General features: G+C 42.6%; 17 protein-coding genes. 11 read left to right on the top strand and 6 right to left on the bottom strand.

Going from position 1 to position 24,029, the window contains the following annotated elements:
• Positions 1-227: 227 nt before the first annotated feature.
• Positions 228-2,096 (top strand): M61 family metallopeptidase, encoded by a 1,869-nt coding sequence (locus tag JRG66_RS14715; protein WP_265163519.1) that lies wholly within the window; start codon positions 228-230, stop codon positions 2,094-2,096.
• Positions 2,097-2,161: 65 nt separating this feature from the next.
• Here the strand turns inward: JRG66_RS14715 and JRG66_RS14710 are convergent, their stop codons facing one another.
• Together JRG66_RS14710 and JRG66_RS14705 are read right to left on the bottom strand one after the other, a co-directional pair.
• Complete coding sequence (locus JRG66_RS14710; protein WP_265163518.1) at positions 2,162-2,605, bottom strand: cold-shock protein; 444 nt, start codon at positions 2,603-2,605, stop codon at positions 2,162-2,164.
• Positions 2,606-2,782: 177 nt separating this feature from the next.
• Complete coding sequence (locus JRG66_RS14705; protein WP_265163517.1) at positions 2,783-3,253, bottom strand: universal stress protein; 471 nt, start codon at positions 3,251-3,253, stop codon at positions 2,783-2,785.
• 191 nt (positions 3,254-3,444) lie between these two features.
• Between JRG66_RS14705 and JRG66_RS14700 the strand changes: the two genes are divergently transcribed.
• A complete protein-coding gene (locus tag JRG66_RS14700) occupies positions 3,445-4,686 on the top strand; it encodes an APC family permease (RefSeq protein WP_265163516.1) in 1,242 nt (413 codons plus the stop codon).
• Between the two features lie 5 nt (positions 4,687-4,691).
• Here the strand turns inward: JRG66_RS14700 and JRG66_RS14695 are convergent, their stop codons facing one another.
• On the bottom strand, positions 4,692-5,357 hold the full coding sequence (locus tag JRG66_RS14695) for a hypothetical protein (RefSeq protein ID WP_265163515.1): 666 nt from the start codon (positions 5,355-5,357) through the stop codon (positions 4,692-4,694).
• Positions 5,358-5,517: 160 nt separating this feature from the next.
• Between JRG66_RS14695 and JRG66_RS14690 the strand changes: the two genes are divergently transcribed.
• Positions 5,518-5,901: a hypothetical protein gene (locus tag JRG66_RS14690; RefSeq protein ID WP_265163514.1), complete on the top strand. Its 384-nt coding sequence runs from the start codon at positions 5,518-5,520 to the stop codon at positions 5,899-5,901.
• Positions 5,902-6,278: 377 nt separating this feature from the next.
• Here the strand turns inward: JRG66_RS14690 and JRG66_RS14685 are convergent, their stop codons facing one another.
• The gene (locus JRG66_RS14685) at positions 6,279-6,656 is read right to left on the bottom strand and encodes a nuclear transport factor 2 family protein (RefSeq protein WP_265163513.1); all 378 of its coding nucleotides are present in this window, start codon (positions 6,654-6,656) and stop codon (positions 6,279-6,281) included.
• Positions 6,657-6,906: 250 nt separating this feature from the next.
• Between JRG66_RS14685 and upp the strand changes: the two genes are divergently transcribed.
• Positions 6,907-7,566: a uracil phosphoribosyltransferase gene (gene upp / locus JRG66_RS14680; RefSeq protein ID WP_265163512.1), complete on the top strand. Its 660-nt coding sequence runs from the start codon at positions 6,907-6,909 to the stop codon at positions 7,564-7,566.
• On the opposite strand, the gene tamL is transcribed toward upp, so the two are convergent.
• Both tamL and JRG66_RS14670 read right to left on the bottom strand, forming a co-directional pair.
• Positions 7,563-9,872, bottom strand: coding sequence for a translocation and assembly module lipoprotein TamL (tamL, locus tag JRG66_RS14675; protein ID WP_265163511.1), 2,310 nt, complete (start codon positions 9,870-9,872; stop codon positions 7,563-7,565). The two genes, upp and tamL, sit on opposite strands and share 4 nt — an antisense overlap.
• A gap of 2 nt (positions 9,873-9,874) precedes the next feature.
• Entirely contained in the window at positions 9,875-14,974 is a 5,100-nt protein-coding gene (locus JRG66_RS14670) for a translocation/assembly module TamB domain-containing protein (RefSeq protein ID WP_265163510.1), read from the bottom strand.
• A gap of 324 nt (positions 14,975-15,298) precedes the next feature.
• On the opposite strand from JRG66_RS14670, the gene JRG66_RS14665 reads away from it, so the two are divergent.
• The 7 genes from JRG66_RS14665 (at position 15,299) to JRG66_RS14635 (ending at position 24,027) form a co-directional block, all read left to right on the top strand.
• Positions 15,299-16,159, top strand: coding sequence for an OmpA family protein (locus JRG66_RS14665; protein ID WP_265163509.1), 861 nt, complete (start codon positions 15,299-15,301; stop codon positions 16,157-16,159).
• Between the two features lie 433 nt (positions 16,160-16,592).
• Positions 16,593-17,090, top strand: a complete 498-nt coding sequence (locus JRG66_RS14660; RefSeq protein ID WP_265163508.1) for a DUF4402 domain-containing protein — start codon at positions 16,593-16,595, stop codon at positions 17,088-17,090.
• Positions 17,091-17,353: 263 nt separating this feature from the next.
• Positions 17,354-17,479 carry a hypothetical protein gene (locus tag JRG66_RS14655; protein ID WP_265163507.1) on the top strand — a complete coding sequence of 42 codons (126 nt, stop codon included), beginning with the start codon at positions 17,354-17,356 and terminating at the stop codon, positions 17,477-17,479.
• A 281-nt stretch (positions 17,480-17,760) separates the two neighbouring features.
• Positions 17,761-18,243 carry a DUF4402 domain-containing protein gene (locus tag JRG66_RS14650; RefSeq protein WP_265163506.1) on the top strand — a complete coding sequence of 161 codons (483 nt, stop codon included), beginning with the start codon at positions 17,761-17,763 and terminating at the stop codon, positions 18,241-18,243.
• 99 nt (positions 18,244-18,342) lie between these two features.
• Positions 18,343-18,834 (top strand): DUF4402 domain-containing protein, encoded by a 492-nt coding sequence (locus tag JRG66_RS14645; protein ID WP_265163505.1) that lies wholly within the window; start codon positions 18,343-18,345, stop codon positions 18,832-18,834.
• Between the two features lie 79 nt (positions 18,835-18,913).
• Complete coding sequence (locus JRG66_RS14640; protein WP_265163504.1) at positions 18,914-19,729, top strand: fimbrial biogenesis chaperone; 816 nt, start codon at positions 18,914-18,916, stop codon at positions 19,727-19,729.
• Positions 19,730-20,094: 365 nt separating this feature from the next.
• On the top strand, positions 20,095-24,027 hold the full coding sequence (locus tag JRG66_RS14635) for a DUF8693 domain-containing protein (RefSeq protein WP_265163503.1): 3,933 nt from the start codon (positions 20,095-20,097) through the stop codon (positions 24,025-24,027).
• Positions 24,028-24,029: the final 2 nt, after the last annotated feature.

The following is a 24,029-nucleotide window of genomic DNA, read 5'->3' as shown; positions in this document are numbered from 1 at the left end:
CAAATGCTTCATTTTCTGAAATATCCTGTTCAGGTATCAACTTCAGCTTAGTTTCTCTTCCAAAATTTATTATTTTCAGCCTTCAGAATTAAGACAGGATGATCCTGATTTTTTCAGTTTCAAAAATGTCATTTTTCCGAAGAAATTAAATTGAACAGTTACTACAATTGCCCTCTGTTTGTAACGTTTCACTAAAGAACCAGTCTTATTTAAAAACAAACTTTTTAATGAAAAAAATAATCTATGCTCTGGCGTTCACCGCCACCGCCTTTGGGTGTAAAACTTCACAGTCTACTATTGCTGAAAAAGAACCTGTTATTGCCACTTTAGACCTGGTAAACGTTAAAGATGACAAGGTGATGGTCACTGTAGACCCCGGAAAGATCAATACTGAAACCATTATTTTCTACATTCCAAAAACAGTACCCGGCACCTACTCTACTTCAAATTATGGCGCCTATGCCGAAGGCCTGAAGGCTTATGACCACAAGGGAAACGAACTGCCTGTAACTGCTTATGACGAGAACAGCTGGGGAATTTCAAATGCCACCAGGCTCGACAAAGTGACCTACTGGATGAATGATACCTTTGATGTGGATGGCGAAGGAGGCATATATTCTATGGCCGGAACAAATATCAGGGAAGGAAAAAACTTTCTCTTGAACCTTCACGGCTTTGTTGGCTATTTCAACGATCTAACAGAAGAGCCTTATCAACTCGAGATCATTAGGGCAAATGATCTTTATGCGGGAAGTGCTTTTGACCTGGCGCAGTCTTCAGAAATCAGGGCCGGGGTGACCAAAGATATTTTTCGTGCCAACAGATATTTTGAGGTGACCGATAATCCCATTATGTATGCGGCACCCGATACCGTGAGCTTTAAGGTCGATAAAATGGATGTGCTGCTGCACGTCTACTCTCCTATCCAAAAGTTCAATGCGCAGGATTTTAAACCTGCAATGGAAAAGATGATCACCGCTCAAAAAGACTTTTTGGGAGCGATAGACAATACCGATAAATACGCGATTCTTCTTTACCTTTCGGCCACGCCCGGAGAAGGTGATGCGGCCCGCTTTGGCGCACTTGAGCACCACACCTCTACTGTTGTGGTCATGCCCGAAGAAATGGAGAAAGAACGCCTCAATGAATCGCTTACCGATATTGTTTCCCATGAGTTCTTCCATATTTTGACCCCGCTGGGAGTACATTCCAAAGAAGTTCATTACTTTGATTACAACGATCCGCAAATGTCGCGGCACCTGTGGCTTTACGAAGGTGTGACCGAGTATTTTGCAAATCTTTTTCAGGTGAACCAGGGGCTTATCTCCAATCAGGATTTCTATGACAGGATTCAGGAGAAAATTGCGGTTTCACAGCGTTTTGACGATAGCATGTCGTTTACAGAAATGAGCCGTAACATCCTAGAAGATGAGTACAAAGACAGCTATTATAATGTCTACCAGAAAGGGGCACTTATAGGAATGGCATTAGATATAAGGTTGCGTGAATTGAGCAATGGCGAGATGGGGCTGCTCGATCTTATGAAACAGCTTAGCGAAATGTACGGGAAAAACAAACCTTTTGAAGATGAAGAGCTTTTCGCGGTCATTACAGAACTTACCTATCCCGAAATTGGAGAATTCCTGAATACCTACGTTAGCGGCACCACACCCATTCCGTATAACCAGTTCTTCAAAAAAGTGGGGCTTGAAATGCGGGAAGGCCAATTGCCTGTAGATTACTTTTTGAAAGACCCATCCACCCCCTTTATCACCATTGGTGAAACAGGAGAAATTGTGTTGCGGGATGATGTGGAGCTAAGCACCTTTTTCAAGGAATTAGGCCTGCAGGGCGGCGATGTGATCAAATCTGTCAACGGCAAGACCTACAATGTTCAGAATGTGTACGACCTCATTGGAGATTCTGCAAAATGGACTGTGGGTGACGCCATAGCCTTCACTGTAGAACGTAACGCTGAAGAATTGCAGATAAGCGGAGAGGTCGTTGAACCCATGTCTACCGGCAAACGCCTCGTTGAGATCATGAACCCCAATGGCGAACAAATGGAGTTGCGCCACAGCTGGTTAAAATCCTAAAACAAAAAGAGCGGCAGTAACTTTGTTACTGCCGCTCACTTTTTATACCTTCCAAAAAAGGGATTTTAGAGCTTCTTTACTCTTACAGCATTCATCCCTCTTGGGCCTTTTTCAAGTTCAAAAGTTACCTTGTCATTTTCTTCGATCTCATCTATAAGACCGGTAACATGTACAAAATATTTTTCCTGGCTGGTGCTGTCAAGTATAAAGCCAAAGCCTTTTGAGTGGTCAAAGAAGGAAACTTTTCCTTCCTTACTAAAGTCATTTTCCTCGGCTGAATCTTCTTTCTTCGGAATTCCAATTTCAATGCTTTCAGCGTCAACTTCGATTTTCTGGGAAGGATCTGGCGGCGTCTCGGTGAGGTTGCCAAATTCATCTACATAAGCAAATTCAGAGACAGATTCTCCACTTGCCTTTCTCTCTTCCTTCTTTTTCTTTTTCTCTTCGCGCTTTTTCAAGCGTTTCTTTTCTTTTTCAATCTTGTTGTACGTCTGTTGTGATTTTGCCATTAGCGGTTTAATTGGATTTTTGTTTAATATAATTTTTTTAGCTGAAGTTTAAAAAGATAAATTGGAAAAATTGGAGAAGAAGATTTACCAGAATAATTCAAAACTTGCACTAGAACACAAAGTTATCAATTCTTTTTGTTTTATGAGCATAAGAAGTAATTCTAGGGCCTATATTTCTCATTCTCCCTTTCTGTTTTTCACCGGCACCAGGTAAACCGGGATATTTGTCTTTTCCAGGATCTTTTCAGCCACGGTTCCCAAAAATAGCTTTTCGAGCACCGAGTGGCTGTGAGTACCCATTACCAGCAGGTTTGCTCCCCATTCTTCGGCATAATTCAGTATGCTTTTAGCGGTTGGGCCTTCGGCCAGGTAAGTCTTTACGTTGGGATCGTTCAGGTGATTTTTGGCACTTTGCATGAATTCCTTGGCTATATTTTGCATCTCCATCGCCACATCAAGATCTGGCCCCATGCCCGAATAGCCGTCGTATCCCATAAAAGTAGGATATTGGGCTCCGTAAAATCCTACATCATCAAGTACGTGCATAAGGCATACTTCAGCATTGAGGTTTTTTGCCAGCTCATAGCCCTTTTGCGCTACTTTTTCTGAAACCGGGTTATAATCTATCGCAATTAGTACTTTTTTCATAATGGTTGATTTTCTCCTCAATTTACAAAAAACTACCGACTCTTTTAGCCATGTTTTCTTCGGAAAAAGCCCGGTATAGCTCTGCTTCAGCTTAAAAATTGTTAGGTTTTTCTTTAGTTCATGTTAAACTTGAAGGTTAATAGGAGTGAAAATTTATATTAAGTACAACCTGAAATAAAATAGAAAAATAGATGGCAAAAAAAGAACTAAAGAGAAGTCTGGGATTTTGGGATGTACTCATGTTTGGTGTGGGAGGAATTGTTGGTGCCGGGATCTACGCGATTATAGGAAAAGCCGCCGGCTTTAGCGGCAATATGTTGTGGTTGAGCTTTGTAATAGCTGCTACCGTTGCCCTGCTCACGGGGCTCTCGTATGCCGAATTTGTAAGCCGTTACCCCGACTCTGGCGGAAGTTTTGAATATATTAAACAGGGCTTCAACGAAAAAACTGCCTTGTTCATGTCGGTCTTCATGGCTTTCACCGGCATAGTGGCTGCAGCAGCAATATCCATAAGTTTTGCCGATTATTTGAGTCGCTTGGTTAATATACCTTCCTGGGTCATTATCATTTCTGTAATTTCCTTAATGGCATTTTTCAACATCATAGGGGCAAAATACAGTTCGTATTACAACTCTTTTGCCACTATAGTCACTCTAATAGGCCTGGCAGCTGTGGTGGTGGTGAGTATTCCCGAAATTGGAACTACCCCGCTTCTTGAGACCAATGACGCAGGCTGGACGGGGCTATTCGCCGGCGGGGCATTGATCTTCTTCAGCTATATTGGTTTTGAAGACCTGGTGAAAATGGCCGAAGAAACAAAGAATCCGAAGGTGAATATGCCAAAGGCCATTATAATGAGTGGGATCATTGTCTTGCTTATCTATGTATTGATCGCCATAAGTGCAGTAAGTGTGCTCGACTGGAAGCAGCTATCAAACTCCAACGGGCCATTGGCTGCGGTAATAGAAGCAAAACTGGGGGCCTGGGGAGCTACCTCGCTGGTGATCATTGCCCTGTTTGCCACGAGTAAAACCATATTGAGCAACATCCTTGGTACTTCCAGGCTTCTTTATGACGTGGCGCGCGACAGTGAAAAAACCTGGCTCAAAAAATTCACAACCATCTCGGGAATTGGAAATGCCCCAAACTTTGCCATTATAGCCATAAGCCTGGTAGCCATTGGTTTTGGATTAATAGGAAACCTTAAGCTGGTAGCCAGCCTGAGCAATATTTTTATTTTTATAGTTTTCGGGATGGTAAACCTGGCCCTTTTAAACCTGCGCCACCGAAAAAGAAAGGAAAAGAACAAAAAGCCGCCTTTTTACATTAGGCTTAATGTTAACAACATTCCGATACCCACAATTATAGCGCTAATAACAATATTACTTATGTTCGGGTTTAATGTTTACAACCTGTTTCAGGGGAATGCGTAAGACATTTACTGTTTTACCACTACCAGACTGGCTTTTGAACCTGTGAGAAGGTTCCACTCCTTTCTAGCCACTTCCCTGCCCTGGTCGTCATAAACCCGGAGCTCGGCTGTGTTGGGACCCGATGTTCCCTGGTTAAGGGCTTCAAATTCAATATTGTTGAGTCCGCTGTCGAGTTTCACCATTATGGGTGTGAAAGTGCCGCCCAGTGACATATTCCTGTCAATCACCACGCCGTTCACAGTGACCTTTACCTTATCGCCATCAACATATTCATGGTCGCGGCAGTACAGTTCAACAAAAACCCCTGTGGTCTTAAAATCTCCTAAGTACTGATCTCTTCGGAATTCTTCCCGGGCCTCTTTGTCTTTGGTGAAAGCTTTGGGAGTAAAATCCTTGCCTTTAAAAGTCATAAGCCCATTTTGATCTGTTCTCATGCTGAAGGATTTTTCTTCTTTTTCCCCCAGTTTCATTGATTCGCTCTGGGTGCCCAAAATGCCCTTTTTGGTACTCAGGCTGTGATTGCCCGAAGTTTTTTTGAAAGATGATGATTCACTTCCGGTTTTGGGGGCCATGAGTTCTCCCGGAGCTTTTGTGGGAGCTGTAGGATTATCGATTTGCGCCTGACTCACATAAATGTTCAGGCAAAAAACAAGTAAAATCAGTTTTTTCATCACCAGTAATATTCTTCAGCATTCAAATATCAAAAACTTAACCAAAAATAAGGTCGCTGTAAACTTTCTTTAAATGTAGCATTTAAAATTTAACTGCATTTTAACCGCTAAAGATGGGGTAAAAATAAGATAATCTGTAATTTAAAATAAAATCAAAATTATGACAAAGAAAGAAGAGCAACCAAAAAATAACAGGGAAGATATGACCCGCGGAAAAGGGAATAATTACAATTCGGATATTACTCCTGAAGATAAGGCCACCCTGAACAACCAGAGCCAGGACGAGAAAAAAGGCGAATATTTTAAAGAACGGGAAGAGCCAATTGACTATGCAGGTGCAGATCTTGACCTGCCCGGTGAGGACGACCGAAAATTCAACCCCACTACCAATAAACCACAATATGTGGAGCAGGAAAGAAGACCCAAAGAATCGGCTAATTCAAATGACAACATAGAATCTCAAACCAATACCGTTTACAAAGGGGAAAAAGCCGAAAAATACCGCGATCCTTCCAACAAAACCCGCAAGGATTCAGATAAATAAAGTCAATAAATACAGAAAAAAAGCTGTTTAGAAGTTCCTATTATTTCTTCGGAAGTTATTTCAGAAGAAAGCCTGTTCCTGGAAAATGAATTTATTCCCAAGAATTTTCCAGATGAAAAACAGGATTTTTAAGCAGCTTTTTCTATGCTATTTCAGACTTGTGCTGATTCAAAAAATTAATCGAGAGCTAAGGCTAGGAATTTTTAATGCTACAGCCCATTTAAAGGAATGCAAGATGAGTTTTCAGGTTCTGGACAAAAAGTGAATTAAATTTAAAAAATAGAGTAGAAATTTACTGTTCATCTGCTTGTTGGGCTAATCCTGGCTCCTGCCTCCTGCAGGCAAAGATCAAGATTCTTATCCCTGCCAACACTGATTTATTTATACTGAACATGCCTGCTTATGTCAATCACATAGGAGGTAATGCCCGAAAGCCTAAGTTTTTCTCCCTCCGCGAATTTGTAGATATCGCAAAAGCCGAAGTGTTTTTTCTGGCCCAGCCTGTTCCTGCTCACCACCACTCCCCTTACCACGCCCTGCCGGTCGTCAAAAATGACATTTTCAACCTGTATTTCTACGGGAGGCATTTCTTTCATTCTATCGAGCACTTCCTTGAATTCAGTTTTGCCAGAAATCTCTTTTTCGCCCACAATTTCCCAGCAGATATCATCTGTAATGTGCTCCATGAAAAATTGTTCATCCCCTTTTTCATAAGCTCTGTTCACCTCCCTTAAAAACTTCTCTTTATCGGTCATTTCAGTCAGGGTTTGTTCAAAATTGTTGTGATTCAGCAGAATAGAATTCTAAATATACAATAAAAAACAATAATCTGCCCCAAGTAAATCTGGTGCAGGGCAAAAAAATGCTTCCGGAAAATTTTCAGGATAAAAGAGGAAGTAAGCCAGAAAAAAGCTTTCGTAAAATGGCATTTTTGAAAGCTTGTAAAATAAAGGGATTTGCTGTAAAAATTTATAACTTTGGCTTCCTTCATAGACATTACAAATTATGCACGTTCACCACCTACTTGAAAAGAATTCTATAGCCAATACATTTGTTGCTCAACTTCGGAATGTGAATATTCAAACCGACAGGCTTCGCTTCAGAAGAAATATTGAAAGACTGGGAGAGATCCTTGGTTATGAGCTGAGCAAGAACTTGAGTTTTGAAAATGTGGAGATTGACACTCCCCTTGGAAAAGCCAATGTGCCCCTGCAAAAGGAAGAGCTGGTGATATGCTCAATCCTTAGGGCCGGATTGCCCCTGCACACCGGACTTTTGAATTATTTTGATGCGGCCGACAATTCGTTTATTTCTGCATATCGCCATCATCCCAATAATGATGAGGAATTTGAGATCCTGGTTGAATACCTCGCTTCCCCTTCACTTGAAGGAAAAACCCTGATCCTGGCCGACCCCATGCTGGCCACCGGCCGATCTTTTGTCAATGTTTTACAGGCCCTGGAACAGATGGGAAAACCAAAACAGATTCACCTGGTGTCGGTTATCGCTGCAAAAGAAGGAATTGAATACCTGCAAAGCTTTTGCCCCGAAAATTCTCATTTATGGGTAGCCACCATTGACGAAAAGCTGGACGAAAAAGGGTACATAGTTCCCGGTCTTGGAGATGCGGGAGACCTGTGTTTTGGTTCAAAAAAGCAGCATTAAAAAGGATATCCTACCGCAAAGTTGAATACCGGGTCGCTTATCCTGAAGTCCCAGCGTTCTCCTTCTTCGAGCCATGGGGTATGTAAAGGTGCGGCCAGGTCAAACCTGATCACGAAATTCTGGATATCTATTCTCAAACCGAACCCGGTACCTATACCCAGTTCGCTGATAAAATCCTTTTCAAAAACGCCATTTTTGAGCAGCAAGGTTTGCTGTTTGGAGGGATTCTCATCCAGCTCCACATAATTGTCTTTGGTGTTCCAAACATTACCGGCGTCCATAAACACGGCCCCTTTCAGGAATTTATAAACCGGGAAACGATACTCTACATTAGCTTCGAGCCTTATATTTCCCATCCTGTCATAATAGGGAACCCCGTCTCCCTCCGGATCGTAAGACCCGGGACCCAGACCCCTGATCTGGAAAGCCCTCACGCTGTATGGCCCTCCTGCATAGAACTGCCTGCTAAAAGGCATCACTTCCGAATTTCCATAGGGAATACCTAAACCGCCATACAGCCTTGCAGCGAGGGTTTGTTCTGGCGCAAAGTTGAAATGGTATCTCAGGTCGGCATCTACGCGGGAAAACTGGGCAAATTCCATTCCCAGGAATTCTTTTGGGGTGGCACCACTACTTAGCAGATCAAGGATATTTCCGGCGAGTTCTATATTAGAATTGAGGTAAAACTGGTGGGTCTCCAGCTCATCGATCATCCCGTTGTAAGTAAAAGAATAGGTTAGCCCCGCAATAAACTGCTGGTCAAAGCTACTCTCCAAAAAAGGGTTTTCAGCAAGTATATCCCTAAAGGTTTGGGTGGTATTGCTAAGCTTGGAATAGTTCACCGATAAAGGGTTAAATTCATGGGTTATAAACCGGTTGGCCTTCCATACATAACCAAAATTCCCGGTGACCGAGAACAGGCTGAAAAGCTGACTCCTGTTAAGGTACTCAAAGCCAAAGCTGAGCCTGGTCTTGGGGATGCTATAATCAAACCAGTTACTCCTGATATTGATGAACGGAAACAGCATTCGCGGACTAATAAGCGCGGTTTCAAGGCCCAGCACGGTACTGCTGTTGCCAATGTCATTTTGTTTGGAAAGCTGCCACTCATAGCCTCCTTTGGCTGTCACATTTAGGATTTCCCCACCTTTAAAGAGGTTTCGGTTCGTGTAGCTCACGGCCAGATGTGGGCCAGCAAAATTATTTGATTTGGTCACCGCCTGTAGCTCGGCACGTATCGCCCTTTTGTTCATTGGCGAGAGGTAAATATTTGCAGTTAAATAGCCTACACTGTCTACGGAAATGGAATCTATTTCATCATACTGAATATTCACAAATTTGTAGGTGCCCAGGGAAGTGAGCCTTCTGCTTGTTTTTCCGGAAAGCTGGGGAGAATAGCGTTCGCCTTCATTTATGAGAATGAAAGGATCGAGTTTTTCGGGTTCAAAAAATATCTTTTCCTGAATGTAATTCCTTTCGTTAAACCTGATGGTGTCCCGTTCCAGCGAATCTGTACCAATTACATAGTTAGGGTAAATATTGACATTTTTGATGATGTAGGGTTTGGTACCTGCCGGCGGAACTTCTTCTTTCAGCCTTAAAAAAAGATCAAATTTTTTGCGGTCGTATTGATTGGTATCGGCTTCAAAAATGAGGAAATTAGGACTGAAATTATAGTAGCCCTGCCTCTTTAGAGCCCCGTCAATGCGTTCCCTTTCAGCTTTAAGAAGGGCCAGATTAAATTTTTCTCCAGATTGTAGAAGGGATTCCGATAAGGTTTTTTTGATCTCCCTGTAAATTTCGAGGCTGTCATTATCCATCCTGTAATTCTCCAGAATGTATGGGTTTTCTGGAAGTACAGCGGTATATTGTATGTGAGCGAATTTGTCTTCTTCATTTTCGTCTACTGAATGGTTTACCCGGCTGTAAAAGTAGCCGCGGTTCTCGAGCCTGTTCTTTAGCAGCTTTTCTGTTTGAAAGGGATCTACATCTGATAGGTATACCGGTTCCTGCCCCAGTCGTTTGCTGAGAAACCTGTTGATGAACCCTGGATTTTCCTGTTCCCCTTTGTAATAAAAATAAAGGCCAAAACGCGATCCCAGGAATTTTGAATTAGGTTCGGGGCCTATCAAGGCCTGGAGTTGGTTCTTAAGGTCTTTTTTATTCTCTATAGGATCATCAGATTTCAGTTCAAGATCGGCGCCGGTATATAATAGCTCGTCTTCCGGAATGTATTTCTTTACACTACAAGCCTGCAGCAATAGCATTGCAGAGAGGCTGATAATGATTTCTATCCTGTATTTCATTTTTATTCCTGAGGTTGAGTTTCTTCTGAATTTCCTTCTGCGGAATTTTCTTCTTCTATTTTGCCTTTTCCGGAAGTTTTCTCTTCTGAAGTTCCATTTCCGGATTCTTCTTTTTTAGCTTTGTCCCCCTTCGCCACCTCGTTCCAGAGTTCCCTGAACTTGTTGAATTCCTGAGTAAAGATCAAAGCCAGGCCGCTTACAATCAACTGCCCGTCAATCACATTTTCGTAACTACTCCTCCTAAAGGCCATTAACCTGTACCTTCCGTTAGGGGAAAGCAGGTATTCCAGGCTCACGTTGCCAATAAGCGGCGTACTTTCTTCCACCGGGCTGCTTCCTTGAACATCAACCTCGCTTCCCACGCTTACCACCAGCCTGTCATCTAAAAAGCTTTTTTGAGCGGTAATATCGAGCTGTGTCCTTTCCTGCGGGTTTTCCCCCTGATAATCGGTAAAGGTGTCAAGTCCAAAATTTAGGTCTACCCCGGTTTCCCCCAACAGCCGGTCAGAAAAGATGTTGAGCTGGTCAGAAAGGGCTTCGTTAAGATTGTCGCGGGCAAAAGAAAGTGTTCCTCCACCAGAGCCGTCGCTACCTGTGGTGGGAAAGAACCTGTTGAGGACCAGGAGTGAAAAGACCTGCTTGTTAAGCTCGTTCTCCTGTTGGTTTATTTGCTGCACCCTGCCATAAACCTGGCCTCCCAGGGAGCCCTGTTCCCCTTCGGGCATATCGAGGCCAAAAGACAGTTTTGGGGCAGAGATCTCCCCTCCTATTTTTAGGTATACCAAAAAATCAAGTTCCTGCCGGTACGGGTCTTTATCGCTCAAATCGGCACCCTGTAGTTGTGAAGCCATAAGGCCGGCCGCGGCTGCTTCAACCTCATAAACCGCCGTAATATTGAGATCGGCATCAAGAGGGTTTCCGGCCCAAACAATGCTGCTGCCGTCCATAATATCAAACCTTCGGGTAACCAGGTTGTAAAGGCTCATTTCGTAGTAACCGTCGCTTAATTCTACCCTTCCGGTCATCGTGGTTCTGCCGTTGGGAGAAATGTCGTAAAGAATATCCCCATCGCCGGTGGCCTGGAAGTGATCTCCCGTCTCTTCGTTGATCACGATATTAAAAGTAGCTCCTTCCTGGAGGGAAATATAGGAGTTTAGTGCAAAGCCAGATAAGGCCACAACTTCTTCATCTTTAGAGCGGCGGGTGAGAATGCGGTTAGGGTCTTCCCTGTTCACAAAGACCACTACCCCTTCCCTTTCCTCAATTTCTACGCTGGCTTCAGGAATTACGTAAGTAATATTCGTCTCATCCAGAATTTCGAGATCAAGCTCAACCTGGGGAAGCTCAAGATTTCCGGTGACCGAACCTGAGGCATCAAAAACAAATTTTCCGTAGAAAAGGTCGAAATCTTCTTCGGTAGAATTGAGGGCAGTGAAATTATTCGCAGTGAAACTGAGGTCAAATTCAGGATTGATAAGAGACTCGGTAAGCACGGCCCCGTTGAGTACAAAAGCATTGTTGTTTACGTCCCTAATCTCAAAATTGTCCATATACACGCCGGTAGTGTCAACCCGCAGGGTTTCGTCCCTTAAGCTAAAAGGAGTATCTAAAATAGCCACTCTAAATTGCGCGTCATTAAAATTTAGGGCACCGTCATAATTGGGTGCCAAAGGATCGCCGGTCACTGTAAATTCACCAGATAAACTACCGCTGGTACTGTTGATCTCTCCAAAAGAAAAGCCTTCTACCACTTCCATGGGAATCCTCTCGAGGTCGAGGAACATGTCGAGGTTTCCGCCCTGGGCGTCTGCAGTATACGATCCGGTAAGTTGCAGGTTGGCATTGCCTGTAACGGCCATATCGAGCTCATAGGTATTAAAGCCAGCCGCCTCGGCATCAAGGGAAAGTTGGCCAAGAGGCACATCCATCACCCCAAAATCGTTGATGGTAAGATCGGCCAGCAGGCCTGTATCTTCAAAAGGTTCTTCAATAATAAAATCGCCATTGATGTTTCCTGAAGCCAGCACTGCTTCCGGATTTAAATAAGAAAATAACGCGGCCAGGTTAAAATTCTGGAATTCTATTCCAATATGCTCTTTTTGAACCTCCGGAAGATCATTGGTTATGGCCAGTTGCTGATTGTCACGGGAAAGCCTGAAGTTGTTGAAAATGTATGAACTATCGCCAATAAGCACTTCATTTTCGGGAGCTATTTGCCATTGGTGGGAATTGAGAATGAGACTGTCTGGAGCAATTTCTAGCCTTATAATGCCATCATTCCTGGTGATGGAAGATTCGATCTTCATCAAAGGTTCCTCTTCATAGACCGAAAGAAAATCGAGCTTGAGCTCTTCGTCTATTAACAGCCCGTCAAGGCTGGTTTTCTTAATAGCCAGAGGCCCGGCATCCAGGCTTTCCAGCCCAAAGCTGAAAAACAGCTCTTCGGGGTTTGAATCTATTTCAAAGTCAAGGCTGTCAATTTCACTTCCGAAGTAATTGAGGTAAGGGATTTCCACGCTTCCCACCAAAGTCTTTTCCCGCTCGCTAAAATCTACTTTTACGGCTATAGTGTCAAAAGCTTCAAGTTGTGGCAGGAATACTTCCTCGAGTATAGGTGACGGGGCCACTGTGGCAGCTAGCTCAATGTTCACCGGGTTTGCGACGGTATCGAGAACCTCTTCGCTGGTAAAGTAACTGTCGTAATGCCTGTCTAGTGCCTGAATGAAATCCTGCGGACCTGCATTGGAAAACAACTTGAGATCGAGCATCCTGTTCTCAATTTGAAGCGAAGTGGTATCGGGGGTCACGTGTGCCAGCAAATCGAGATCGCCCAACAGGTAAGATTCATTGTCGTACACAAATACGCCCTTGTCAACAGTTGCAGTGGCATCAAATTTCTCGGCATTGCCTTCAAAAGTGCCTTTTACTTCCATGGCTGCATTCACAGGATTTGCAGAAAGGCCCAGAGCCTGCAGGTCGGCACCAATAATGTTGAGGGTCAGGTTGATCTCGGGGGCTACAGAATCGAGTACCACAAAGCTCTCCAGTTCCATATTGAGGTTGTCATCTTTGTAGGCTACGTTGGCAAAACCCTGCCCGTCTTCCATTTCAGCAAAAAGGTTGATGTTGTTAAACACGTATTGATTGTACTCAAAACGCCCAATAGTACCATCAACCACCGCGTTAAGAGAGTTCACGTCATCTCCACTTCCCCTGGCCTGTATGTCAAGGCTAAGCGAACCTAAAGCTTTATTTTGCAAAATTTGCCCTACTTCCAGTTCGGTTACTTTAAGATCTGTGCTGAATGCTATTTTTGGAGCGGTGACAAAACGCCCTTCTACGTTCACTTTTCCTGCGGAAGAGTTGAGGATCGCATCTACAGAAATATCTTCGGGGCTACCCCTGAAGCTTCCTGCCAGGTTCAATTTTTCGGGAAGTTCTATTCCCAGGTTCTGTTCCTCGATAAAGGCATGAAGGTCGGCCCTTGAAGAGCGAAGCCTTAGCTGCGGAATGTCGAATCTCAGGTTTTCGGCGTCGGTTGCATTGTAAATGGTTCCGGTGGCGGCAAGGGAGGTACTGCCGCCCCAGTCAATATTTGCGCGCTCAATGTTAACTGCCGAAAGTTCCCCTTCAGCAGAAAGGCTGCCTGAAATGCCCTTTTTGGCAAGTGCAGCGAAATAAGTGTTCTGCCGCAAATCGGGTTGAAACCTGTAAAGATCCTGCAGGTCTACATTGAACTGCGGAAGGTTTACATCTACTGTAGCGGTTTCGGGATTATTGATGAATGAATCCAGGGACTCATAATCTACCAGCAAGTTCCCTTCCACCAGATTTCCGTTTACCCGAAGCAGGAGATCTTCTAAAGCCGCCCTGTCTTTGTTCACAGAGAGTGTAAATTGTGTTTTGTTAAGCAAAATGCCCGAAGCTTCCCTGAAATTAAGGGCTGCCACCTCGGCCTGCAATGTTTCATTCTCAAGGATAAGTTCGGGGATTTGAAGGTCGAAATCCTGCAAGCCCACGGCTTCAGGATCAAAAGTGCCTTTAGTAGCAGCCTTATTATTTACCCAATACCTAAAATGGTTATTCTCCAGGCTTAACTGTGCTGCTTTTACCGTCCACTGCGGCCATTCAAAAGCTTCACTTTTTTCAGCAACAGCAGTGGTATCGGGCGTTTTGGAGGTTGCAGAAGCAGTATTTTGCACATAAAGCCTGGAATTGTTCAGGGAGAGCCGGTCTACAACCACAGCATTATTTTGAAGGTCGGCTTCAGGAAGTTCCAGGATAAATTCCGGAAGTTCTATATCGGCTATAATACCCCCGGGAACAGATGTGTACGAACCGGCAACATTGGTGACTTCAAGGTTTTCAGCAGAAAGTCGGGGCATTGGGGCTTCACTTTCCTCTTCCGATTCGGGTGCCGGTTTGGTTTGCGCATATTTGAATCGGGTGTTTTCCAGGATGAGATCCCCTGCGCCAAATTCAATGCTGTCAAGGTTGAACTTCTGCATTTCCAGGGCGAGCTTTCCCAGTTTGATTTTGGCATCTATACCTAAATATTGATCGTTGTAGCTAAGGCGTAAATCCTGAAGGTCTATATTGCCAAGCTTAATCTCCATGGCTGATGCCGAAGTATCTGCCGGTTTTGTGGCAGCCGTAGTATCGGCCGAAGTAAAAGCTTCAGCAAGAAAACTGAAATTAAAACCCTGGATGGTATCTGTACGGCTAATATTGGCTACGCCCCCGTTCCAGTCAAGGCTGTTGAGGTAAAATCCATTTCCGTTAATAAGGGGCATCAGGGAAATATCGGCTTCAAGCTCGCGGGAATATAATAAGGTATCGCCTTTTTCATCTTCTAAAAAAAGGCCTTCCACGCTAAGGTCGCCGCCAAAAGTGATAAAAAGCCGGTCTACCTCTACCCTGGTATTGGTTTTGTTCTCAATATAGTTTACAAGTTTGTCTACAATAATACCCTGGCCCCAGGGACTGCGGATGAAGAGTAGCAAAAGGATAATGAAGATAAAGATGCCCAGGATGATCTTAAAGAACAACCTGATGCCCGAGCCTTTTTGTTTCTTTTCCTTTTTATTTTTGTTTGCTTCCAAGTATTGACGGTCTACACTCTAATTTATCCCTTTTATTCTGAATTCTGAAATCCTTTAGGAGCAAATCGCTGTAAAACAACAGCTTCCAAAAATGCCATTTTTGACAAATCTTTCAGCCGGGGATTTCTACGCGAAAAAGATAAAAATTTCTTCGGAAGTGGCTGTTTTATTAGGAATACTTTAGCAACCACAGCCACCGACTAATAATTTTTCGTTAAAACCGAACACCTCAAATAGCCTTTTCTATAATTTCGGCAGCAATAACCCGTTTGAAGTTTCGAAGCTCTAAAATAAACTTGAACTTTAAACAAAAAACCAGAAATTATGAAAAAAGCTCTTACCGTAACGGTACTTGCAGCGACAGTGCTGACTTCTTGTGTTTCAAAAAAGAAGTATGTGGCCCTTGAGGAAGATTATAATAACACCCGAAGTAATCTTCAGCAAACTCAGGTAGAAAAAGAAAGACTTGAGGAAAAATTAAATGCCATTGAAGCAAGAGTGGCAGATTACAATTCAAAGATCAATTCCCTCACCGAAGAAAACGACCAGAAGCTTGAAATGAATGAGCTTACGGCCATGTCTACTGCCAACAAGCGCAAAATGCGGGAAACCCTTAAAAATGTAGATCCTGAGAAGCTTGCAGGAGCCGAAACTTTAGAAGATTCCATTAACCTGGCGGTAGCTCACAACCTGGAGAGCCAGATAAGCAGTGGAAGTTCAGAAGATATTGACATTACTGTAGACAAAACCGTAGTGATGATTAACGTGTCTGACAAACTGCTTTTTAGAAGCGGAAGCCACAGGGTGAGCAGGGATGCATATCCCCTTTTGGAAAAACTTGCCGAAGTGATCAAATCTGAACCTGCTATGGAAGTAATGATTGAAGGTCACACGGATTCTCAAACAATGGTCGAAAATTCCTACATCCAGGATAACTGGGAATTAAGTGTGAGACGTGCTACCGCAATTGTTAGGGTTTTGCAGGATCGTTTTAATGTAGAGCCTGATAAATTAATTGCCGCCGGGCGTAGTAGTTACAAACCTGTAGCCGGAAACGAGACCAAAGAAGATAGAGCCCTTAACAGAAGGACAAGGATCGTGATCTTGCCAAATCTGGATAAATTCCTTGCTTTATTAGATTCTGAACAATCGGCCGCACAGCCAATTAATGCATCCAATAATTAGGAGAAATTTTTTAAAATTAATGAAAAGGGGCCGGCAGGCCTCTTTTTTTATGCCCGAAAAATGATGGATACTACCTTAATTCACTTAGCACTCATGCACAGGCAATACATTTATATATGAAAGATACTAATAGACCAGGTTCCGACTGGTAAGGGAATTCTTCTATAAAATATGAAGTGTGATTAGCACATCAATTTTACAGGCGGGTAAGTAAAAGTTGGAAGAATTTTTTACAATTTCCGGTGACTAGAATTAAAAATTTTTGATGGTAATTTTGAATTATTGCCCTTAAATTCTTTTCAGCCCGCATAAATAATTGGATTCTAACGACATCGTTGTAGTAAGGCGAGTTGTGTATTTCATCGATATTTTATGTCGTTTTATCTGACTAATTCGGAAACTTTTCTTAATATTGAATTTAGAAAAAAGCGCAGTGAAAAATTTAATGGTTTTCATAGTATTATCCTTGATTGGGGCATCGGCATTTGCACAGGCGAGTGCCACTGCTTCTTTTACTGCATCGGCTACCATTATACAGCCTATTGGAATTACTACTACTTCAAACATGAATTTTGCTAATGTTGATGCAGGTGAGGGCGGGGAAGTGATCCTTACTCCCAGCAATACCAGGCTTACCACCGGGAATGTACTGCTAGACAGTGAAGAAAATGTGTCTGCTGCTGCTTTTGAAGTAACCGGAGAAGAAGGCTTTGCTTTTTCCCTTAGCCTTCCCGAAGGAGAATATGTGTTAGCGAATGGTTCTGAGAGCATGATCATTAAAGATTTTACCAGCAGTTTGGCTGAAGGGGAAACTCTTGCAGGTGGAACCAAGGTCATTACTGTGGGGGCTACCTTGGCCGTTAATCCGCATCAAACTCCCGGGACCTACAACAGCATGACCCCTATGAATGTTACGGTGAACTACAATTAGGTCATACTTTATGGCCTTTGCATAGGAGTTCATATCATAACAATTTCTTAAAATGAGTAGTTTGACGTTTTTTTTCTTCAGCTACCGATTAATCTTTTTTACCTCCCCTATTTCCTGCATCTTTGCAAAGAATTTACAGTGAACTGCTGTAAGTTTCTATCCCTACTTATATAATCCCTACATATTATTGAAGCCACCCAGGACTTTAGTTTTTATGCTATTGTTCCAAAAAAGAGATCATTAAGTAAAAATCCACAAAAAAGTTGAAACATTTATCCAAACATTCTGTAGAGAATATTGTCAAAACAGTTTTCTATACTCTTATTATAGTAGTGACCGTAGTTTTGGTCCAGGTAGTAATCGACATGACCTATGCAAGCCAGTTATAAAGCTGTTGTGGAAATTTCCAATGAAAGCCTGAATTTTCCGGAGATTGTAGTTTAATTGATTATAAGGTATTGAAAATCAAATTTATACTAACAGTAAAGCCGCTAATTTCCCGCATTTCAGGATTCTTCTCAAAATATGATCAGGATCATACCTGGTGTATTTCAACGAATTTCTGTCGCTGTCATCGAGTTTTTTTGTAGGAGCTTTCCTTAGGGAGTAAGTTTGTACCGTTAATTAATAAAAACCCAAATTTAAATAACAATACCCCAAAACCTACATCATGAAAAAGATTACTTTTATTTTATTCGCTCTTATTACAGGAACTACTTTTGCACAGGAGACTGCTACCGCAACTGCTAATGCTGCTGCAGAAATTGTTAGTCCAATTGAAATTAATGCTCAACAAAATCTAGATTTTGGTAAAGTAGCGAACAATACTGCTGGTACTGTAGTTGTGGCCTCAGACGGTACCTTTTCAGAATCTACATTGACCCAGATTGGTACAACAACACCTTCTGCTGCATCTTTTAACGTTACAGCTGCCGAAGGTTTTAGCTATAAGATTACATTGCCAGGTGATGTTAACCTTTCAAGTGGAGAAAATAATATCGTAGTTAACAATTTCGCTCACAATGCCGGAACAGATCAAGTAGGTACCGGTGGGATTCAAACCGTTGGTGTTGGTGCAACATTAAATGTAGAAGAAGGTCAACCTACAGGTGAGTATTCTGGTACTTTTGATGTAACTGTTACTTACGAATAGAACAAACAAATTTAGTTTATAAAAAACGCCGCCCTTTGTGGCGGCGTTTTTTATTAGAAATATTAACCTTAGTCAGCAGGTATCTCTACTTATAGACAAATGAATAGAATAATCTTCATATTATTTCTTTTACTGTCTTCCCAGGCTTTTAGTCAGGCATCGGCTTCTGCGAAGGTTACAAGCAGGGCGACGATTATTGATCCTATCCGAATCGATAAGACTTTAGATCTGGACTTTGGGAACGTAATTAGTTCTTATAACCCCGGAAGTGTCATTTTGTCTCCCGATGGTTCACGAACGGCCCAGGGGGTACAGATATCCACTAATTTTCCGGGTACCGTGAATCCTGCAGAGGCTGTGGTTATACATGGTAATAATAATTATGCCATCACCTTACCGGAATCTTTTGTTCTATATAACAGTCAGAACCCCGATCAACAATTAAGGGTGAATAATTTCACTGTTCTCCCCGAAGAAGGCACCATCTCAGATATTATAAAAGTTGGCGCAACCCTGCACCTGAAAGCCAATCAGGCTTCGGGTTTTTACACTAATTCTGCCGGGTTTAATGTTACGGTCTCATATAATTAAAATTAGGAAATCCTTAACTTTCTTGTCTTCTTTTACTTACATTTGTTGCAGGTAAAATTTTCAATAGAATTCAACCCGCATGAAGATAAAATTACATTCCACTTTACTCTTAATTTCTCTTTTTTTTATTCCTCAAAACTTTTTTGCACAGGGAGATCTAATGATCATGCCAAAAAGGCTGGTTTTTGACGGTTCTCAAAGATCACAGGAGATCAATCTAGCGAATACAGGAAGTGATACTGCTGTTTATGCGGTTTCTTTCGTTAACTACAACATGACTGAAAGTGGTAGCTTTGAGCAGGTGGAAACGCCTACAGAAGGTCAGCGTTTTGCTGAAGGTTTCCTTAGGTATTTCCCACGACAAATCACTTTGGCTCCCAACGAAGCCCAAACTATACGAGTGCAGCTCACCCGCACCGGAAACCTGGAACAGGGAGAATATCGTTCTCACATGTATTTTAGAGCAGTAGAAGAGCAAACTGCCCTGGGAACAGAAGAAGATGCAGAGAGCGAAGGGATCTCCATTAATATCAAAACCGTCTTTGGAATTAGTATACCAATAATAATTCAGCAGGGAGAATCTACCACTCAACTTGATATTACCAATATTCAATTTGAAAAAGACGCTGAAACTCCACAGCTATCATTGGTGTTAAACCGCAGCGGAAATATGTCGGTTTACGGCAATATAAAAGTCGATCATATTTCCCCAAAAGGAAAGACTACAGAGATAGGAATGGTAAAAGGCGTCTCTGTCTATACGCCTAATGCTAAAAGGAATTTTTCTTTTGAATTACGAAATGCAAGAGAAGTTGATTTGAGCCAGGGAAAACTGGAAGTTTCCTATTTTGAAGAAGATGGGGAAATACTCGCAAAAAAGGAATATGAGTTATAAAATAACTTTGACACTTCTCTAAAAAAAAAATTTTCTCTGCTATAATGAATACATTGGCTCCCCCTGTTCGCATTCTGTTCTTATGCCTGTTCATGATGGGAAGTTATTTGATGCAGGGGCAGAGTTTGAGCACACCTGCAGTTACTGGGGATTTTTGCCCGGGTTCTTCACTAACTGTTCAATTTACTGCTACCAGAGGTTTATTCTCGTTGGAGGATTTTAATGAAGATTCGAGATATACAATCAGGTTAAAAAGGTCTTCAGAAATTTTGAATTTTGAAATCTTTAGTTCTACTGAGAGTACTGTTTTTTTATTCAAACGAACAATTTCTTTAAAGGGTTTTATACAAATTCCTGTTAATGTAATGGGAAACTCAGGATACACCATAGAAGTAAGCTCCACAAATCCTGACGTACCTTCAGTAGCTTCTGATCCTTTCACTATTTATGCCGGGCCTATATCTCCTGCCATTGGCAGCATTTCACAACCAACATGTTCAACATCAACAGGAAGTGTTATATTGAATGGCTTACCGGCGACAGGAAGCTGGACCATAAATGAATTTCCAGGGGGACGAACAAAGACAGGAATTGGTACCAGCACAACTTTCACAGGACTTACTCCCGGTACCCATACCTTTAATGTTATGAATGCTAATGGGTGTACCTCTTCTGCTTCGGCTAATGTTGTTATTAATCCGCCACCTACAGTACCTGCTGCACCAATTATTGAAAATATCTCTCAACCCATCTGCACAAAACCTACAGGGAGTGTAACATTGAACGGATTACCTGCAGGAAATTGGACAATAACCGAATCGCCGGGTGGTTTAACAAAGACCGGAACCGGTACAAACACAAATTTTACCGGACTTAGTGCCGGCACCCATACATTTACAGTGACTAATGAAACCGGGTGTACTTCTCCGGCTTCAGTAAATGTGACTATTGATACACCTCCCAACCCTCCTGCACCAATAGTGTCCTCTGTAATTCAGCCTACGTGTACAACGGCCACAGGTAGCGTAACCCTAAGCGGTTTGCCTGCAGGAAACTGGACTATTAATCCTGGAGGAATTACAGGATCGGGTTCTACCAAAACCATTACCGGCCTTAGCCCCGGGAATTACACTTATACTGTTGATATACCAAAAACCACAACTGGTTTAAAAGCAGAATATTTTAATAATCAAGATCTCTCAGGCACTCCTTCTCTAATCCGTACAGATGCCACTGTTAATTTTGACTGGGGAAGTGGGAATCCAGGTTCACCAATTAATAGCGATAATTTTTCGGTAAAGTGGTCGGGGCAAATTCAACCATTATACAGCGAAAATTATACCTTTAAAACAAGAAGTGATGACGGAATCATATTAAAGGTAAATGGTGAATTAATCTTTGAAAATTGGACAGATCATTCAGCCACTTTTAATGAGGGTACAATAAGACTTACTGCTGGTGTAAAATATGACATAGTTCTGGAGTACTATGAAAATGCTGGGGATGCGGTAGCTCAACTTTACTGGTCCAGTAGAAGCCAGAGAGAACAAATCGTACCACAATCCCAATTGTTTTCTGATACTGGAAAATGCACCTCCTTTTCTTCAGAACCTGTTGTAATTAACCCACAACCAGCAACCCCCTCTGCACCTGTAGTAGGATCTGTTACCCAACCCACCTGTACCACAGCTACAGGTAGTGTAAGCCTAAGCGGTTTACCTGCAGGTAGCTGGACCCTTAATCCGGGAGGAATTTCGGGTTCGGGAACTAATAAAACAATAACCGGACTCGTACCCGGTAACTATAAGTATACCGTTACAAATTCAAGTGGATGTGTGTCTTCTGCTACAGCAAATGTTGTTATTAATCCACAACCTTTAAGTATATCTAATAATAGCATTAATTATTCAGGAGAAACACGTAATATTTGTTCAGCCAGTACTGCTTCTCAAATACATGGTTCACAACCTACAGGAGGAAGTGGCACTTTTTCCTATTCATGGCAAAGCAGTACCACAGGACCCGATAGTGGTTTTTTTCCGGCTAACGGCACTAACAACACTTTAGATTACAATCCAGGAACTCTAACACAAACTACCTGGTTTAGAAGAATTGTAAATTCCGGGGTATGTGGGGCAAGTACCTCAAATGTTATAAAAGTAAGTGTTAATCCGCTTCCCAAATTAATTCCTGCCACTGGAGACACCAGCATTTGTTTGGGTCAAACTGTAAACCTGAGCGGAACCCTTTCAGGAACAGCGCCATGGATGGTAAGAGGAACAATGAATGGTACTGCTTTTTCTGTTAGTTCGGCATCTGAATCTCTATCCTACTCCTTTTCCCCTACTGTCAACACTACAGTAAAAATTACCAGCGTCACCGATACCAATGGCTGTACCAATAACGAGGTTCACTCCATTACCATAAACGTATTACAGGAAAATGTGTGGACTGGCGCAGTAGATACCAACTGGAACAATAAAGCAAACTGGAGCTGTAATACGCTCCCCACACTGGCCACAGATGTTCTTATTCCCGGTGGCTTACAAAATTACCCTCAGGTAACACTGGGGCAAAATGCCTTGGCCAGGAAACTCACAATTGAGACCGGAGCTTCAGTCTTGGTTAGCAATAACTGGATTAGAATGGCCGGAAACCTGATGAACGCCGGGGTTTTTAACGTAGAGAATGGCAGTGTTTCGTTTGAAGGCACTACTGCTCAGCAGATTTCTTCAGGAGCTTTCAAAAATGACAGGGTTCTCAATTTGAACATCAATAATCTTTCCGGAGTAAACTCTCAGGCCAGCATTAAAGTTCTCAATTCTTTAAAAGTGGAAAACGGAAACTTAAATACTGGTAATTCCCTGTTACTGGTTTCCAATGAAGCAAGAACAGCATTTATTGATGGCAGTGGTGCAGGTTCTGTTACGGGTAGCGTTACCATGCAGCGTTATCTTGCCAATGCGTTTGGCTATAAATACTTCAGCAGCCCTTTTCAAAACTCTTTTGTAGAAGATTTGGCTGCCAATTTTGAGCTTCAGGAACCCACAACCGGCTTTCCTCACCTGTACCGATATCTGGAAAACAGGAAAACTTCAGCCGGTAAGGATCTCACTGGCTGGGAAAAATATTTAGACCTCACAAATTCGCTACAACCTGGTCATGGGTATGCAATTAACCCACATGGAGAACCGCGCACCTTGACACTGGAACTTTCGGGAAAGGTTAATAATGGAGCTGTAACTGTAGCACTTGAAAATAATAACGGCACCTACACCAACGGCTTTAATCTGGTTGGCAATCCCTACCCTTCTCCTATCGACTGGAATTTGATGCTAAGCAGCCTCCAGGGTATAGACAATGCCGTCTACTTTTTTACAGCAGGCAGTGAAGACAGGTATACCGGTACTTACACGTCTTATATTGACGGGGTTTCTACAGATGGCCGCTCCTCGAGCATTATTCCATCCATGCAGGGTTTTTTTGTGAGGGTGAGTGATCCGGCAAATGGGGTTTACCCTTCAACAGCAAGCCTGGAGTTCAAAAATGCCTTTAGAGTGGGCAACGCGTATGGACAGCAGTATTACATGACGCGGAATAAAGCTGAAATTCCTCAAATAAGGTTAACGGCCGGTTTTGCCGGAGAGGAAATGGCCGATGCCACAGTGATCTACTTCCGTACCGGGGCCACCACCCAGTTCGAAAAGGAGATGGACGCCCAAAAACTGCTGAATACCGCTGTTAACGTGCCAAGTTTTTATAGCCTCAGCTCGCAACAGGAAAAACTTTCTATCAATGCAATTTCGGCCACTTCTTTTGAAACTATCGAAATCCCGCTGGGAATTTCAGCCGAAAGATCTGGAGAAATGAAGATTTCCCTTGCCGAGACCACCGCATTTTTCCCTTCGCTTTACATTTACCTTAAAGACAGGAAGAAGAACCTGCTCAAAGACCTCGACAAAGACCGTGTGTACAGCTTTACCTCTCAAAAAGGGCAAATCAACGACCGCTTTGTTTTACTCTTTTCTTCGGAAAGATTATCGCCAGCACAAATGGCTCTGGCTATGGAAGATTTTACCGTGTACACCAAAAACGATGAGATTTGGGTAAAACTGAACCTGCCAAACCATGCCCAAGGCAGGCTTATTCTTAGCAGTATGTCTGGCCAGGTACTTCAAACCAAATCGGGTTCGGGGAAAGAAGAGCTTAATTTTAGTGGTATGGCAGCCGGAATTTACCTTGTAACCCTACAAACTGAAAAAGAAAGCCAAACCAAAAAAGTAATTTTTAAAGAGTAGAA

Source organism: Salinimicrobium tongyeongense, assembly GCF_026109735.1.
In the GTDB taxonomy this organism is placed as follows: Bacteria; Bacteroidota; Bacteroidia; order Flavobacteriales; family Flavobacteriaceae; genus Salinimicrobium; species Salinimicrobium tongyeongense.
Note: the sequence above shows the minus strand (reverse complement) of the source record. Positions and strands in the feature narration are given on the sequence as shown.

What these genes read in the sequence shown, in the direction of transcription:
- JRG66_RS14715 (WP_265163519.1), top strand. Translation starts at nt 228, where the DNA reads ATGAAAAAAATAATCTATGCTCTGGCGTTCACCGCCACCGCCTTTGGG.
- JRG66_RS14710 (WP_265163518.1), bottom strand. Translation starts at nt 2,605, where the DNA reads ATGGCAAAATCACAACAGACGTACAACAAGATTGAAAAAGAAAAGAAA.
- JRG66_RS14705 (WP_265163517.1), bottom strand. Translation starts at nt 3,253, where the DNA reads ATGAAAAAAGTACTAATTGCGATAGATTATAACCCGGTTTCAGAAAAA.
- JRG66_RS14700 (WP_265163516.1), top strand. Translation starts at nt 3,445, where the DNA reads ATGGCAAAAAAAGAACTAAAGAGAAGTCTGGGATTTTGGGATGTACTC.
- JRG66_RS14695 (WP_265163515.1), bottom strand. Translation starts at nt 5,357, where the DNA reads ATGAAAAAACTGATTTTACTTGTTTTTTGCCTGAACATTTATGTGAGT.
- JRG66_RS14690 (WP_265163514.1), top strand. Translation starts at nt 5,518, where the DNA reads ATGACAAAGAAAGAAGAGCAACCAAAAAATAACAGGGAAGATATGACC.
- JRG66_RS14685 (WP_265163513.1), bottom strand. Translation starts at nt 6,656, where the DNA reads ATGACCGATAAAGAGAAGTTTTTAAGGGAGGTGAACAGAGCTTATGAA.
- upp (WP_265163512.1), top strand. Translation starts at nt 6,907, where the DNA reads ATGCACGTTCACCACCTACTTGAAAAGAATTCTATAGCCAATACATTT.
- tamL (WP_265163511.1), bottom strand. Translation starts at nt 9,872, where the DNA reads ATGAAATACAGGATAGAAATCATTATCAGCCTCTCTGCAATGCTATTG.
- JRG66_RS14665 (WP_265163509.1), top strand. Translation starts at nt 15,299, where the DNA reads ATGAAAAAAGCTCTTACCGTAACGGTACTTGCAGCGACAGTGCTGACT.
- JRG66_RS14650 (WP_265163506.1), top strand. Translation starts at nt 17,761, where the DNA reads ATGAAAAAGATTACTTTTATTTTATTCGCTCTTATTACAGGAACTACT.
- JRG66_RS14645 (WP_265163505.1), top strand. Translation starts at nt 18,343, where the DNA reads ATGAATAGAATAATCTTCATATTATTTCTTTTACTGTCTTCCCAGGCT.
- JRG66_RS14640 (WP_265163504.1), top strand. Translation starts at nt 18,914, where the DNA reads ATGAAGATAAAATTACATTCCACTTTACTCTTAATTTCTCTTTTTTTT.
- JRG66_RS14635 (WP_265163503.1), top strand. Translation starts at nt 20,095, where the DNA reads ATGGGAAACTCAGGATACACCATAGAAGTAAGCTCCACAAATCCTGAC.